Origin of the sequence: Shewanella sp. DNRA4 (assembly GCF_012843185.1) — a bacterium.
GTDB classification, from domain to species: Bacteria; Pseudomonadota; Gammaproteobacteria; order Enterobacterales; family Shewanellaceae; genus Shewanella; species Shewanella xiamenensis.
Genome location: NZ_JABAIP010000007.1, coordinates 152,019 through 168,375 on the forward strand (window position 1 = coordinate 152,019; position 16,357 = coordinate 168,375).

The 16,357-nt window shown below is 47.2% G+C and carries 11 protein-coding genes; 4 read left to right on the forward strand and 7 right to left on the reverse strand.

Annotated elements, in window-relative coordinates; genetic code table 11:
- Positions 1 to 43: 43 nt before the first annotated feature.
- Both HG547_RS09475 and HG547_RS09480 read right to left on the reverse strand, forming a co-directional pair.
- Positions 44 to 2,095 (reverse strand): S9 family peptidase, encoded by a 2,052-nt coding sequence (locus HG547_RS09475; RefSeq protein WP_169547706.1) that lies wholly within the window; start codon positions 2,093 to 2,095, stop codon positions 44 to 46.
- Between the two features lie 261 nt (positions 2,096 to 2,356).
- The gene (locus HG547_RS09480) at positions 2,357 to 3,901 is read right to left on the reverse strand and encodes a fumarate hydratase (protein ID WP_144345524.1); all 1,545 of its coding nucleotides are present in this window, start codon (positions 3,899 to 3,901) and stop codon (positions 2,357 to 2,359) included.
- 121 nt (positions 3,902 to 4,022) lie between these two features.
- Here HG547_RS09480 and pabB point away from each other — a divergent pair, with 121 nt between their 5' ends.
- Positions 4,023 to 5,426: an aminodeoxychorismate synthase component I gene (gene pabB, locus HG547_RS09485; protein ID WP_169547707.1), complete on the forward strand. Its 1,404-nt coding sequence runs from the start codon at positions 4,023 to 4,025 to the stop codon at positions 5,424 to 5,426.
- A gap of 24 nt (positions 5,427 to 5,450) precedes the next feature.
- Positions 5,451 to 6,038 carry a CoA pyrophosphatase gene (locus HG547_RS09490; protein ID WP_169547708.1) on the forward strand — a complete coding sequence of 196 codons (588 nt, stop codon included), beginning with the start codon at positions 5,451 to 5,453 and terminating at the stop codon, positions 6,036 to 6,038.
- A gap of 24 nt (positions 6,039 to 6,062) precedes the next feature.
- On the opposite strand, the gene HG547_RS09495 is transcribed toward HG547_RS09490, so the two are convergent.
- Positions 6,063 to 6,398, reverse strand: a complete 336-nt coding sequence (locus HG547_RS09495; protein ID WP_037418216.1) for a hypothetical protein — start codon at positions 6,396 to 6,398, stop codon at positions 6,063 to 6,065.
- 195 nt (positions 6,399 to 6,593) lie between these two features.
- Here HG547_RS09495 and asnS point away from each other — a divergent pair, with 195 nt between their 5' ends.
- Together asnS and HG547_RS09505 are read left to right on the forward strand one after the other, a co-directional pair.
- A complete protein-coding gene (asnS, locus tag HG547_RS09500) occupies positions 6,594 to 7,994 on the forward strand; it encodes an asparagine--tRNA ligase (protein WP_037418214.1) in 1,401 nt (466 codons plus the stop codon).
- Positions 7,995 to 8,234: 240 nt separating this feature from the next.
- Complete coding sequence (locus HG547_RS09505) at positions 8,235 to 9,245, forward strand: D-alanine--D-alanine ligase (RefSeq protein ID WP_144374528.1); 1,011 nt, start codon at positions 8,235 to 8,237, stop codon at positions 9,243 to 9,245.
- A gap of 83 nt (positions 9,246 to 9,328) precedes the next feature.
- Here HG547_RS09505 and HG547_RS09510 read toward each other — a convergent pair whose 3' ends face one another.
- The 4 genes from HG547_RS09510 to HG547_RS09525 all read right to left on the reverse strand — a co-directional run bounded on the left by HG547_RS09510 (position 9,329) and on the right by HG547_RS09525 (position 16,315).
- Positions 9,329 to 11,584 (reverse strand): EAL domain-containing protein, encoded by a 2,256-nt coding sequence (locus HG547_RS09510; RefSeq protein WP_169547747.1) that lies wholly within the window; start codon positions 11,582 to 11,584, stop codon positions 9,329 to 9,331.
- Between the two features lie 334 nt (positions 11,585 to 11,918).
- Positions 11,919 to 13,133 carry an RsmB/NOP family class I SAM-dependent RNA methyltransferase gene (locus HG547_RS09515; protein WP_169547709.1) on the reverse strand — a complete coding sequence of 405 codons (1,215 nt, stop codon included), beginning with the start codon at positions 13,131 to 13,133 and terminating at the stop codon, positions 11,919 to 11,921.
- Positions 13,134 to 13,284: 151 nt separating this feature from the next.
- A complete protein-coding gene (locus HG547_RS09520) occupies positions 13,285 to 14,553 on the reverse strand; it encodes a sugar MFS transporter (protein ID WP_037418202.1) in 1,269 nt (422 codons plus the stop codon).
- 139 nt (positions 14,554 to 14,692) lie between these two features.
- Positions 14,693 to 16,315, reverse strand: coding sequence for an alpha-glucosidase (locus HG547_RS09525; protein WP_169547710.1), 1,623 nt, complete (start codon positions 16,313 to 16,315; stop codon positions 14,693 to 14,695).
- Positions 16,316 to 16,357: the final 42 nt, after the last annotated feature.

Genomic DNA, 16,357 nt, shown 5'->3' on the forward strand with positions numbered 1-16,357 from the left:
AATGGGACTTAGTACACAGTGGATTTAAGTCCATCATCCTCGGTTACTTTTTCGTCCAGCTGTCCATCCAACGAAACACATTCGCGTACCATTGTTCTAGGTTTTCTGGCTTTAAGATCCAGTGGTTTTCATCAGGGAAAATCAGCAATTCAGATGGAATCCCCTTACGTTGCATAAAGCTAAATGCTGCTAATCCTTGACCATAAGGCACACGGAAATCCTTCTCGCCATGGATAACCAGCATCGGGGTTTTCCAGTTTTCGACATAGTTAACTGGGTTGAACTGCTCATATAACGCTTTGTTATCCTGATAAGTGCCGCCAAACTCATGCTCTGGGAACCAGACTTCTTCGGTCACATAATACATGGAGCGCATATCGAACAGACCCGCGTGGTTAACGAGGCACTTAAAGCCATCGTTCCAGTTACCTTGGATCCAGTTCATCATGTAGCCGCCGTAAGAACCACCTAAGGCACAGGCATTTTGTGGATCGAGCCATTTTTGTTGTTGGCTCACCGCTGCCAGACCTTTTTGTAAGTCTTCTAATGGCTTACCGCCCCAATCTTGGCTGATAGAATCGGTAAAGGCTTGGCCGTAACCAGTTGAACCGTGGAAGTCCACCATCACAACGCCATAACCCGCACCGGCCCATAACTGGGCGTTCCAACGGCCACTGAAACCGTTACCAAATGAACCTTGTGGACCACCGTGAACTAGGTATGCAATCGGATACTTTTTGCCTTCTTGGTAGTTGGCAGGTTTGATCCAGTAGCCGTAAACATCTTCGTTATTCCAACCCTTAAAGCTAAATTGTTGGAATTCACCGAATTTAATTTCGGCTAGTTTGTCTTTGTTGACTTCGGTTAGACGTTTCAGGCCTTGGCCGTCGGTGTTGATGCGATACAGATCGCCCGGCTCAACTAAGGTTTTGCTGTCGAAGATCAGTTGCTCGTCGGCGATCGCAATCAGGCTATTACTGCCGTCGCTATAGACAGACTGCACATCACCAAATTGAGTATTCACTTTAAAAATAGACACTTGGCCAATGTCCTGCGCCGTCACATACAGAGTGCGGTTGTCCGGTGCAAACATCAGCGAGCTTGGGCTTCTGTCCCACAGCGGTGCCACTTCCTTAGACTGTCCGCTACTGGTATCACGCAGCATGATGCGGTAACGGTCGGCTTCAAAGCCGGGTTTGGTCATGGCGAGGTACGCCATATAACGGCCATCGCTTGAGAATGTTGGCTGTGCGTCCCAAGCAATGTTATCGGCGGTTAAGTTAGTGGCTTTGCCGCCATTCACGCTCACCTGCCACAAATCGTAATTGGTGGTCCAAGCTTGATCTTTGCTTGGCGCTTTAGCGCTGTACACCACATATTGGCCATCTGGGGTGAAAGTCACTTCTTCCATGCCTGAGAATGGTTTAGGCGGCGTTTCGGTGTCTAAGCCTTGAGTGATATCAACCACTTTAGTCAGCTTTTCACCGTTGAGGGCGCCAACAAATAAGTGATTACGGGCATGGTCTTCCCACGTATCCCAGTGACGTACCATCAACTGCTTGTATTCACGGCCCGTCGATTTACGCTCTTCTTCGGCCTTAAATTTGTCTTTTGAGCACGCTAAGTCTTTACACTCTGGAAAGACGCGCATACTAAGCACGATTTGCTTGCCATCGTTTGACAGTTTGTAACCATCGATATCCAGAGGTAGATCAGAAACTTGCTGCGCTTCACCACCGGTTAATGGCAGTTGGAACAGTTGACTTGACCCGCTGCGGCTGGCGAGGAAATAAATCGATTTGTCATCGTTTGCGAAGCTGACATTGTGCTCAGTACCGGCGGCAGAGGTGAGCTGCAGCGGTTTCGCGTCTGCTTGCGTCAGATCGAGAAGATATAAATCCGAGCTTGCCTCTCCCTTGTCATTAACGGTTTTCAGGCCGTAGACCAGTTTTGTACCGTCGTGAGATACCACGGCTGAATGCAATTTGTTGAGTTTAACCAGCTGTTGCACAGTAAAAGGCTTAGGATCGGCCGCGTGGGCAGAGCAGGCCAAACCTGCTGCGCCAAGCGCCAATAGGAGAGGAGCTATTTTCATTGTTATATCCATCTTTTGTTAAACACATTCGGTAGTTGTACCGAATGAACGGTCAAAACGAACATCAATCGTCTCTATGAAGATAAGTTTGCCACACTAACGAAACAAAAACGCTCAAGCAAGCCAAAAGGCGTACTTGAGCGGATTTTTTTGTGACAAATTGTCAGTCAATCGCGAATGGTCTGATTGAGTACCACTCGCCTCGCTATCTTGCTCAAATTCCGCTTAAAAAAACGACACTTTTGCAAGGATGACATTCGCTTACGCTTTGGCGTTAGCAATATTGACTTTCCAAATTGCAGGCCCCGTTTCATGGGCATTCACGCCATTAGAGTCCACCGCCACAGTGACTGGCATATCTTCAACGTCGAACTCGTAAATCGCTTCCATACCTAAATCGGCAAACGCCACCACGCGGGATTTCTTAATGGCTTTTGACACTAAGTAAGCCGCGCCGCCAACGGCCATCAGGTAAACAGCTTTGTGTTTCTTGATAGACTCAACGGTCGCAGGACCACGCTCAGCCTTACCTATCATGCCCATCAGGCCAGTTTTTTCTAGCATCAGATCGGTGAATTTGTCCATACGGGTCGCGGTTGTAGGTCCTGCAGGACCTACAACTTCATTACCGACGGGGTCAACTGGGCCAACGTAGTAGATAAACTTACCAGTAAAGTCGACGCCTTCTGGTAAACCTTCGCCGCTTTCAATCAGGCTTTGGATACGCTTATGGGCAGCGTCACGTCCGGTGAGCATTTTACCGCTTAACAGAATGGTTTCACCGCTCTTCCACTGCTCGATATCCGCTTGTGTGACAGTGTCTAAGTTAACACGGCGCACATCGCTGCCCACTTCGCGGGTGATTTCTGGCCAGTCGCTCAGCGATGGTGGAGTAAGATCAGCAGGACCTGTACCATCTAAATGGAAATGAACGTGGCGGGTTGCGGCGCAGTTCGGGATCATCACCACAGGTTTTGATGCTGCATGAGTAGGCGCAGATTTGATTTTCACGTCTAACACTGTGGTTAACCCGCCAAGACCTTGAGCACCAATACCTAAGTTATTAGCACGTTCGAAAATGTCTAAACGCAGTTTTTCTTCGGTAGTTTGTGCGCCGCGCGCCATTAACTCATGGATATCCACGCTTTCCATCAGCGCTTCTTTCGCCAGCACGGCCGCTTTTTCAGCGGTGCCGCCAATACCGATGCCGAGCATGCCAGGAGGACACCAACCCGCGCCCATCGTTGGCAACGTTTTTTCAACCCAAGCAGCGATATCATCAGATGGGTTTAACATCACCATCTTGGCTTTGTTTTCACTGCCGCCGCCTTTGGCGGCGATAGCGACCTCAATATGATTGCCTGGAACCATATCGATATGCACCACGGATGGGGTGTTGTCTTTGGTGTTTTTACGGCTACCGGCAGGATCGGCCACAATCGATGCACGCAGTGGGTTATCTGGATTGGTATAAGCACGACGCACACCTTCATCGACCATTTGTTGCACGGTCATATCGGTTTTGTCCCACTTAACCCCCATACCAATCTTAACGAAGGTGGTCACGATCCCCGTGTCTTGGCACAGTGGACGTTTGCCTTCGGCAGACATACGCGAGTTAATCAAAATTTGGGCAATCGCATCCTTCGCCGCCGCACTTTGCTCACGCTCATAAGCTTCGCTCATAGCATCGACAAAATCTTTGGGATGATAATAGGAGATGTATTGCAGGGCATCGGCCACACTTTCAATGAAGTCGGCTTGTTTAATCACTACATTTTCAGACGTTTCATGGTGAGATGACATAGTAGGTGCGCTCCAGCAGCCTTTAGGGCCTTACTTGTTTTTTGTGTAATTCTTTCTGGGCCAATATGATACTCTTTCCCATCTTTTTGGGCTACATCACATTTTTAGATAGGGTTAATAGATGGCAAATAGGGCGGCATTACCGCTGGCAGTACGCCAACTTGACTGGACATTCAGCACTGCAGCAATCTTCGAACACTTTGCAGCCGAGCCTTGGGCCATCTTGCTCGACTCGGCCAATGCGTCCCATCAGGACGCTAAATTCGATATTATTTGCGCAAATCCTATTGCCACCCTGATCACCCATGGCGAACTGACAGACATTCAAGTTCATTTCCCCGATTTAGCCGAGCCGCCTCACCTAAGCCCGCAGGATGACCCTTTTTCGCTGATCAAACAGCTGCTGCGCTATTGGTATCCACAATCCTTTGCCTGCGATTTGCCCTTTAGTGGTGGCGCTATGGGCAGTTTTAGTTATGATTTAGGCCGCCGAATTGAACAGTTACCCAGCACAGCGGCTAAGGATATTCACCTCGGCGAGATGAATATTGGCTTTTACGACTGGGCATTGATTTTTGACTATCAGCAGCAAAGCTGGTTTATGGTGCACTATTTAGGCGATGCCGCGCTCGATACTCAATTGAACATAATTGAAGCAAAAATAGCCAACACCACAAAACAGGCTGAGTTTAGTCTCACAAGCCCTTGGTCGGCGCAACTCACCAAAGCCCAGTACACCTCAAAATTTAATCAAGTACAGGCATATCTACAAAGCGGTGATTGCTATCAAATTAATTTAACTCAGCGATTTGAAGCTGAGTATCAAGGCGATGAATGGCTCGCCTACTGCAAGCTGCGAAGTGCCAATCAGGCGCCCTTCTCTGCCTTTATGCGGCTTGAGGTCAACGCGATTTTATCGATTTCGCCTGAGCGTTTTATTCAGCTGCGCGGGGATGATATTCAAACCAAACCGATTAAAGGCACCTTGCCACGTCATGCCGATCCGGAGCGGGATAAACAGGTGGCACAAACACTCGCCAACTCCCCTAAAGATCGCGCCGAAAACGTGATGATTGTGGATTTACTACGTAATGATATCGGCAAAGTCGCGGCGCCCGGGTCAGTGCAAGTACCACACTTATTTGCCATAGAAAGTTTTCCGGCTGTGCACCATTTAGTGAGTACCGTCACCGCTAAACTCGATCCACAATACCACGCCAGTGACTTACTGAGGGCAGCCTTTCCCGGCGGTTCAATTACTGGCGCCCCCAAAATTCGCGCCATGGAAATTATTGAAGAACTGGAACCCTCACGCCGCAGTCTGTATTGTGGTTCAATTGGCTATATCAGCCAAGATGGGCAAATGGATACGAGCATTACCATCCGCACTATTGTTGCCGAGCGCGGCAAGCTCTATTGTTGGGCTGGCGGAGGGATCGTCGCCGACTCCAATGTCGATGCCGAATATCAAGAAAGCTTCGATAAAGTCAGTCGAATCTTACCCTTGTTAGATAGCCCTCAATAATCGACAGGAATGAGTGGGAAACCTATGGATCAAACGGAATTTAGACTCAGATTCAATCTACACCCATTAGCTAAGCAAGATCCGGTGGCGCTCCCTCACCAAGGACTGCGAAAAGCGGCGGTGTTAATTCCCTTGCAGGAAATCCAAGGCGAGCTCAATCTGATTTTAACCCAAAGACCCATGCATCTTCGGGCGCACCCAGGACAAATCAGTTTTCCGGGAGGAAAGATTGAACCCAGTGATCCAAGTGCGATTATGGCGGCATTACGAGAAGCCGAAGAGGAAATTGGTCTTTGCCGAGAAAATGTGGATGTGATAGGTACTTTCCCTGCCCATAATACCTTTACTGGGTTTGAAATTACCCCAGTGGTCGGGATCATCAAGCAAGATTTTACCTTAAGGCTCGATCCAGGCGAGGTTGCCGATTGTTTTACCGTGCCTTTAAGTTTTTTTATCGAACCAAGCCATCGGCATCGTAACGCATTCTTACGCAAAGGCCGTTATTACAGCGTACACTTTATCCCGTATCAACAGCGTTTTATCTGGGGAGCGACAGCGGCGATCATCGATCACCTCTGTCGGCATGTGAGTCTGCCCGAGGAGATGCTGTAAAGCCGCATTGCTCTTTTGGATAATTTAAATCACAAAATGTACATATAAGCCCGCCACTAACGACGTTAACAGCAGCAAGGGAATATTAAACCAATAACCCAGTTTACTGTGGTGGGCAACATAGTAGTTAAACGCCAGACTTATCAGACTGATCGCACCACAGCCCCAGATGATATATTGCAGTAATTCGGTTTCGCTTGGGTCCCAATAGTGCCTGAAGGTTTCACCGCGACTCAAGTAGGACCCGACCTCTCGTTCGGGGCGAGCCTCGCCAAACACCATCAGCGCGTACACCGCCAATGTCCAACCCAAAATAGATAATGTCGCGAGGATGAGCTGGAATATTTTAACTTTTCTCATATCGCCTCCAAACGTTTAACGCACGATAACCAAACAATCTAAAGATGTCGGATTGTGGTTGATTGGGTATATATTGCTTAATAGCGGTAATATTCACCTCAGGATACCTTTTTCAGCTTGAGAAAAGCCACCAGCAAGGTAATATAAACCTCCAAAATTTTCATATAAAACGTTTCGTTGGAGAACTAAGCAACAATGAGTATTGCATCAGTCGCTTCTGTATTTAAAGGTGAGCACGCAGTCGGTTCTACAGTCACCGTACGTGGATGGGTAAGAACTCGTCGTGACTCTAAAGCTGGCATCTCTTTTTTGGCAGTCTATGACGGCTCCTGCTTCAATCCTATTCAAGGTGTCGTGCCAAATAGCTTAGAAAATTACGACAACGAAGTGTTAAAGCTAACTGCTGGCTGCTCGGTGATCGTAACCGGTGAGATTGTTGAATCTCCAGGCGCGGGCCAAGCCTATGAGTTGCAAGTGACTCAAGTTGAAGTGACTGGCTGGGTAGAAGATCCAGACACTTATCCAATGGCGGCTAAACGTCATTCTATTGAGCATTTACGCGAATTGGCGCACTTACGCCCACGTACCAACATCATTGGTGCCGTTGCTCGCGTACGTAACTGTTTATCTCAAGCCATTCACCGTTTCTACCACGAAAATGGCTTCGTGTGGGTATCTACACCGCTGATCACCGCATCTGACTGTGAAGGCGCGGGTGAAATGTTCCGTGTATCCACACTGGATATGGAAAACCTGCCACGCACCAGTGATGGCAAAGTAGACTACGACAAAGATTTCTTCGGTAAAGAGGCTTTCTTAACCGTATCGGGCCAATTAAACGGCGAAACCTACGCCTGCGCCCTGTCAAAAATCTATACCTTTGGCCCAACTTTCCGTGCTGAAAACTCAAACACTAGCCGTCACTTAGCGGAATTCTGGATGGTTGAGCCTGAAGTGGCCTTCGCCACCTTAAGCGATATCGCCAGTCTCGCTGAAGGCATGCTGAAATACGCCTTCAACGCGGTATTAGCTGAGCGTATGGACGATTTGCAATTCTTCGCCCAACACGTGGATAAAACCGTAATTGAGCGTCTGCAATCCTTCGTCTCTAGCGATTTCGCCCAAGTGGACTACACCGATGCAGTAGATATTCTGCAAAAATGTGGCCGTGAGTTCGAATTCCCAGTGTCTTGGGGTATCGACTTATCCTCTGAGCACGAGCGTTATCTGGCCGAAGAGCACTTTAAAGCCCCAGTGGTTGTGAAGAACTATCCAAAAGATATCAAAGCCTTCTACATGCGCCTCAACGAAGACGGTAAAACCGTTGCAGCGATGGACGTGTTAGCCCCAGGCATCGGTGAAATCATCGGTGGTTCGCAACGTGAAGAACGTTTAGACGTGCTGGATATGCGTTTAGAAGAAATGGATCTGAACAAAGAGGATTACTGGTGGTACCGCGATCTTCGTCGTTATGGCACAGTGCCACACGCAGGTTTTGGTCTAGGCTTTGAGCGTTTAGTGTCTTACGTCACTGGCGTATCGAACATCCGTGACGTGATCCCATTCCCACGGGCACCACGTACCGCGAACTTCTAATATCGTTTCTTAGAAAGATGTCCTTAAAACGCGCTAACAGCGCGTTTTTTATTGCTGTCAAACTGCGCTAAAATTCATCACTCAATCAAACAGCTTAGCCAGAGTCCTTGCGCTTTAGGGGCGAAGAAATCTAAGATGGCAGCGGCTAATACAGTGTCGTTATTTTTTAGCCCAGTTGCATGTTAGTGGCGTAGTTGCACGAAGCAACTCAACAGCATTTTGCTCAATCGAGGAATCATAATGTCAAAGATCAATTTACTTTTGCTGTGCGGCGGTGGAAGTGCGGAACACGATATTTCCCTACTGTCGGCTAATTATTTTGAAACCTCGTTAGCAAAATCAGAACAGTTCAATGTACTACGTGTGGTACTGGATAAATTTGGCCAATACCAAACCGCCGCAGGCGATAACTGCGAGCTGACCAATAACCGTGAGATCCGCTTTCGTGACGAGGGCAAAGCCCCTTGGCCCGTTGATTATGTGATCCCTTGCATTCACGGTTACCCAGGTGAGACAGGCGACATTCAGTCTTACTTTAATCTTATCCAACTGCCCTACTTTGGTTGCGAATCCGAAGCGAGCAGTAACTGCTTTAACAAGATCACCGCCAAAATGTGGTTCAGCGCCTTAGGCATTCCCAACACACCTTATATCTTTTTAAATCAATACGATGATGAAGCCATTGCTCAAACCCAAGCGGCACTTGAAAATTGGGGGTCAATTTTCGTCAAGGCTGCGTCTCAAGGCTCATCGGTCGGTTGCTATAAGGTGGATGAGGCTAGCAAAGTGAGCGAAGTACTCAAAGATGCCTTTGGTTATGCGCCCTACGTGATTGTTGAAAAAACCATTAAAGCCCGTGAACTTGAAGTCGCAGTTTACGAATATCAAGGTGAAGTGATCGCCACCCTACCCGGTGAAATCATCTGCGATAGCAATACCTTCTACACCTTCGATGAAAAGTACGCGAAAAACAGTAAGGCGCGAACCGATGTCGTCGCGCAAAATGTACCGACTGAAATCAGCGATCAGATCCGAGCCTATGCGATTAAAGCCTTTAAAGGCATGAAGTTACGTCACCTGTCCCGTATCGACTTTTTCTTAACCGCGGACAATGAAATCCTGCTGAACGAAATCAATACCTTCCCTGGTTCGACGCCCATTTCGATGTTCCCTAAGATGCTGCAAAATCATGGGCATGATTTCACCCAATATTTAAGTTTAGTGATTAACAGCCAGTTAGCGGCAAAGTAACCACCTTAATCTGAGAAAGGTTTAGTCACAATAAGAGCGCCAATGGCGCTCTTATTGTTTGAGATGATACATAGTGATGATGATCAACGCGGCGACATGGCCGCTTGTTTCGCCAGTAATTCAAAAAACGCTGCCTTGGGCATGGGTTTATAAAATAGATAACCCTGAATTTCTTGAATATGGTTATCCATCATTACCTTAAGCTGTTCTTGAGTTTCAACCCCTTCCGCCGTGACTCGCAGATTAAGTGCATGACTTAAGCGTACTATCGCTTCAATCAAGGCAAGATGTCGCTCACCTTCCGCGAGCCTGTCAATAAAGCTCTTGTCGATCTTAATTTGATCAATAGGGAAATTCGCTAAATAAGACAACGAAGAATAACCCGTGCCAAAATCATCGAGGGAAATGCTAATACCTCGACCGCGTAACTGATTAAGCACTTGAATTAAATGAGTATGTTTTTTCATTAACAGGGATTCGGTGATCTCCAAGGTGATCAACTCATAGGGAAAATCCTCTATCCCTAAACCTTCAATAATATCGGCGAACGAATCACAAAACTCATCCTGCAACTCATGAGACCAAAATTCAAAGGTCGACACGTTAATCGCTAAACTCATCGGCCAACCGAGCGCTTGCATTTCAATAATGGTTTGCATCACCGCTTGGCGTACACAACGGCCAATATTGACAATTAAACCACTGTTTTCAGCAATGGGGATAAACTCATCGGGGGAAATAAACTGTCCTTCATGCTGCCAGCGCAGTAGCACCTCGGCACGCACAATGAGCCCCGTTGTCGCATCGACTATCGGTTGAAAGTACAACTCGAAAGCTTTTTGCTCTAATGCTTGCTTAAGTAGCGTGTGTAAATTAGCAATACGCTCTGCATTTTGTTGCATTTGCTCGGTAAAAAAATGATATCTATTACGGCCATTCGCCTTAGAGATATACATCGCTTGGTCAGCGCAGTTTAACAGTTGCTCTAAATCGAGGGCATCTTCAGGGAATCGCGCAATACCAATACTCACTGAGCTATAAACGCCTTTATCGAGGGATAATTCATAACGTCGATAAACTTGCTTATTGATCTTGTCAGCGAGTTGCGACAACTCTCTTTGAGTCACAACCCCTGGCAGTAGGATGGCGAACTCATCACCACCTAAACGTGCAAACACCGCCTGCTCGTTCAAACAAGTTTTAACCTGTTCCACCATCTGCACTAAGAGGACATCGCCTTTGTCGTGACCGTAGGTATCGTTTACTTGTTTAAAGTTATCCAAATCCATCAACATAAAGCTAAAGCCAGGCGTTAGGCTATCGGCACAAATAAGCTCTTGGATTTGTCTAAACAGGGCATTACGGTTAGCAAGTCCCGTCAGGGAATCATTATTCGCTTGATATTTGATTAACTGAGCCGCTTTTTTACGCTCACTGACGTCAGAAAATAACCACGCAAACCCATTATCTGTACTATGGGGTTCACGAAAAACCGTTACGGTTAAATCGAGATAAAAGGTTTCACCATTATTCCGTAGACCGACCAGTTCACCCTGCCACATCTTCCCCTCAGAGAGATGGTTAAAGAGGGAAGCAATTTCATGGGGCTCAGAGGGAGAGAAAAACAGCTCAGGATTAAAATCTAAAATAGGGTCAGGCTGTGGCCAAACCATCAGTTTAAAAGCATCGTTAGCATAAAGTACCGAATGCTTTTCATTGGTGATCACCAGTGCTAGGGGTAAACGATCAAATATTTTCACTGCAAGACGCTGAAACTCCAGCGATCGACTACGTTCTATCGCTAAACTCGCTAATCTTGCTGCCTCAGCGATTAAGGTTAAATCCGCAGCCGTTGGGGATTTAATGACTTTGTAATACATTGCAAAGGTGCCAAGCACCTTACCTTGAGAATCTTTAATAGGTTCAGACCAACAAGCTCTTAATCCATGAACAAGTGCATAGGATTTATACAAGGCCCAATAAGGATGATGTTCGATATCCTCAACAATCACCCTTTCCCCCGTATAGGCCGCGGTACCACAGGAACCGGCCTCAGGGCCAATTTCGACGCCATGGATAGCTTGATTATAACTATCAGGTAAATGGGGCGCGGCCCCCATGAGCACTCTTTTACCGTCCTCACTGAGCAATAAGACCGAGGCGTGGGTGCCAAGGCGTTGATCTTCAATTTTTAACACTAAGGCATGGAGAATTTCTGCCAATGGCGCACCATTGAGCAGCATTGAAAGAATACCGTTGTAACACTCGAGGCTAACGTTTTGATTAAACGGGGCACTTAACTTACCAACCGCACCTACAACCTGCATTCCTTCGTCCATAGTACCCTTGTCAGTTAGCGTGTAAGTTAACGACATTACTAAGGTGATTAACCTTTGTAAATTAGAAGTGAATTTTAGGAGTATAAACAAGCTAAAGCAACCTTTCGATGTGTAACCAGAGGTTGCTTTAGTCTAAGGAATATTGACGTTAAAGGATTATTTTTGCCGCAATTGGGTTGCAAGTCCCTAGACTAAAAGTCTTTTAAAACCACTCGACCTCCCATAGGAACAACCATACATCACAGCGCATTTCGCGAGCATGCTCTAGCAAGGGCAAACTTCATGTAATCTCGAAGCGTCAACCCTCTAGGAAATTAGGCGAATATACTGCGGTTTATTCTTGAATGCGTTCAAGCTTTGCGAGATAAAAACCATCAAAACCAGTATCGGCTGGACTGATCGTTTCATCCTCGAGTAAACGGAAATTGGGATTTTCAGCTAAAAAGGCATCCACTTGACCGCGGTTTTCGCAGGGGAAAATCGAGCAAGTCGCGTACACCACAATGCCACCGACCTTCACCATGCGACTGTAACTGCTGAGAATATGCTTTTGCAGTTCCATCAACACAGGTAAACGTTCAGCGGTATCACGCCATTTGGCGTCGGGATTACGCTTTAATACTCCAAGGCCAGAACAGGGCACATCGAGCAGGACGCGATCTGCGCTAAGTTTTAAGCGTTTAATGGTTTTAGAACCGACAATTAACCGTGTTTCGATATTGTGGGCACCATTACGACGGGCGCGCTCTTTCAGATTGTCGAGTTTCCATTGCTCCACATCCATCGCTAACAAACGCCCTTTACCTTGCATTTGTGCAGCAATATGCAAGGTTTTTCCGCCAGCACCAGCGCAGGCATCAATCACTCGCATACCCGGTTTGGCATCCAGCGCAGCGGCTACCCGTTGTGAGCCCGCATCTTGCTGCTCAAATAAGCCATCTTTAAAGCTATTAGTACGAAACAGTGCCGAATCCGATGTCACTTCAAGGGCAGAATCAACGCTTTCGACCGCTTGAGTTGAGACAAATTCGGCAGCTAATTTTTGCGTTAATTCATCACGGGTGACTTTTAAACCATTAACCCGCAGGAAACGTTTAGGTGGCGTGCTTAAGGCCGCGCGCTCTTTTTCCCACGAAGCCCCCAACTGCTCATGTCCCATGGTATCTAACCATTCCGGGCAACCGTTCCAAAGTACAGGGTTAGTTTTAGCCTGTTCAATACGCGCGGCTAAATCATCAGTATCCACTGGCAGTGAGTACTGCATTTTAGGCAGTTCCAGCGCGTGAAATAAGTGCCACACATTAAGTAGCTTTGAGCCTAAACGCGCCATTTCTTCCGGCTTGATGTCGGCTAAGAAACAGTAAAGATTTAAGCGGCGTAGAATATCGCCCGTTACAGTCGCGATCCGCGCCTGCTCGGCGGGTACTAACTTTAATCCTGAAAAATGCTGAGAATAAGCCCGGTCTAAGGGTTTTCCTTCGCTTAGCACCATAGCTAAGATATTGATCACTAATTCATTCGAGCTGGCAGAAAGCGGAGAATTCAACATTTACAGGTCACCGTGAGTAATAAAACCGAGGGATCATAGGAGGTCAGGCACGAATACGCAAGTAAACAGATGCTCAGTTGCTATTAAGCACCGCAAAAGCCCAATAAAAAAGCGATCACAGGGATCGCTTTCATAAAACACTCAAATGCTCTTACATTTTAGAGCCCCGAGCACCATAGAATAGAATAAAACCATAGCACACCACAGGCAGAATAAATGCCAGTTGGATGCCTAAGTTATCGGCTAACACGCCCTGCAATAATGGCACAATCGCACCGCCCACAATGGCCAAACAGAGGATACCGCTGCCCTGAGAAGTATGGGGACCTAAATCTCGCAGTGCTAAGCTGAAAATGGTCGGAAACATGATTGAGTTAAATAATCCCACGCCCAAAATCGCCCACATGGCAATGCTACCACTGGTTGTCATGGCCACCAACACTAACAATGCCGCCATAAAGGCATTGAAGGCAAGCACTGTGCCTGCGGGGATTTTTTGCATCACAGCCGAGCCGATAAAACGTCCGACCATGGCGCCGCCCCAGTAATAGGCGATGTAATGGGCCGCTTGTTCTTCTGGCATACCGACTATGTGTGATTCACCAAGGAAGTTGACTAAGAAGCTACCGATAGAAACCTCAGCGCCCACATAGACAAAAATCCCCACTGCGCCCAGCACTAAATGCGTGCTTTGTAGTGCGCTGGTTTTACCTAAATGGGTTTGAACCCCACCAGTTGTTTCAGTATGTTCACGGATCACCGGCAAATCTAACTTAGCAAAAATGATGGCAAGTACGGCAAGAGCTGCGGCGAGTAACAAGTAAGGCAGTTTAACGACTTCCGCCTCGGCATTGGCTTGCGCTAATTCAGAAGACGCCGTTGCCGCCACCGATAAAATCAAAATAGACCCAAAAAACGGCGCAACTGTGGTGCCAAGTGAGTTAAAAGCTTGTGTCAGGTTTAAACGACTCGATGCAGTTTCTGCGCTACCAAGGGCGTTGACATAGGGGTTGGCTGCCACCTGTAAAATGGTGATGCCTGAGGCAAGCACAAAAAGTGCGCCGAGAAATAAACCGTAGGTTGCAAGGGATGCGGCAGGGTAAAACAAGCCACAGCCGATACTGGCAATCACTAAGCCTGTGACAATCCCTTTTTGGTAGCCAAGTCGTTTAACAAGTTGACCTGCGGGAATAGACACCAAGAAATAAGCCCCAAAGAAACAAAACTGGATCAACATCGCTTGGGTGTAATTGAGTGAAAAAACAGCTTTTAGGTGGGGGATCAGAATATCGTTTAAACAAGTGATAAATCCCCACATAAAAAACAGTGAAGTCAGTGATACTAGCGCAAAACGGTAGTTGCCATTATCTGATCCGCTGACGCTGGTCGTGTGGCTGCTGGTGTTAATAGATGACGCCATAGTTGTGCTCTCTAATCATGTTTTTATTATCTAAAGGGTATGTCCCTTAGGCGTTTGCGTAAAACAACAAGCAGTAACAATCGAGTTGTCACTGCTTGTTTGAGGCCATAGCAGGAAGACCGCTAACTTATACAACCAACTAGACCAATAGTGCATAGAAGCTGGCATAGGCTGAAAATATCAAGTTATCACCCTGTAAGAGTGCGGTTTTTAAACCATGTCCGGTTAATTCTTGCTGTAACTTAAGCCCTGCTAGCGACAACTGAGTCTCAGTGTCTAATAGGTTGAAGCAAACCAATAGCTTCTGTTCCCCAAGTTTGCGCACAAACACTAATAACGGCTCTGGCGCATCGAGAAACTCAATCTCCCCTTCAATCAAAATAGGATAACCTTTGCGCCATGCAAGGAACTGACGATAGCCATGTAACATAGATGCGGAGTCAGCTTCTTGTACATCAACAGCCAGAGCTCGATGCTCGCTTGTCACAGGTAACCAAGGGGTTACTTGGCTAAAGCCTGCAAAATCTGCATGTTGCTCCCATGGCATGGGAGTACGGCAACCATCTCGCCCCTTAAACATCGGCCAGAAGGTTTTGCCGAAAGGGTCTTGTAACTCGTGGAATTCAATTGGTGCTTCGGTTAAGCCAAGCTCTTCCCCTTGATAACTACAGACACTACCACGCAGCGAACAAAGCATCGCATTAAGCATTTTCACCATATCGGGTATTTGCTTACCGCGCCCCCAGCGGCTCGCTACCCGCTGCACATCATGGTTACCGATTGCCCAGCAGGGCCAGCCATCGCCAATACTGCCTTCCAGCGCTTCTACCGTTTGGCGAATATAAGTGGCACTGTAGTCATCGGTCAGCAACTCAAAACTGTAAGCCATGTGTAACCGATCTTCGCCCTTGGTGTAGGCAGCCATTACAGCGAGTGAGTCTTCAGCAGAAACTTCACCTAAGGTCACAGCGCCTGGATAACGATTGATAAGTTGGCGTAATTCTTCAATAAACTGAATCGTTTGTGGGCGATCGTTATTGTAATAATGGTACTGATAGGCATAGGGATTATCTTCACTAAAACCCCGCCCTTGGCGTTTATCCTTGGGTTTTGCCGGATTATCACGAAGCTGCTCATCGTGATAACAGAAGGTAATGGCATCTAAGCGGAAACCATCGACACCCTTCTTCAGCCAAAACTCCACATTATCTAACACGGCTTGACGAACTTCAGGATTGTGGAAGTTTATGTCGGGTTGGCTGCGCAAAAAGTTGTGCAGATAATATTGTTGCCTGCGCGGTTCCCACTCCCAAGCGCAACCACCAAAGATCGCTAACCAATTATTGGGTGCGGTACCATCTTCCTTCGGATCCGCCCACACATACCAATCGGCCTTAGGATTGGTACGGTTCTCACGACTCTCGATAAACCACGCATGTTGATCCGAGGTATGGCTTAACACTTGGTCGATAATGACTTTAATACCGCGTTGATGGGCTTTTTCAATCAGCTCATCGAAATCCTGCATCGAACCGAATAAGGGATCGACCTCGCGATAATCACTGATATCGTAACCAAAGTCAGCCATGGGGGATTTGAAGAAGGGTGAAATCCAAATGGCATCCACATTCAGGCTGGCAATATAATCCAACTTAGTGATGATCCCGCGAAGATCGCCTACGCCATCACCATTGGTATCTAAAAGGCTGCGTGGATAGACTTGATAAATTACGGCGCCACGCCACCAGGTTAACTCACTCATAATGCCCCTTTATCCTTATTCTTCAGCGAGCTAACCCAAGAA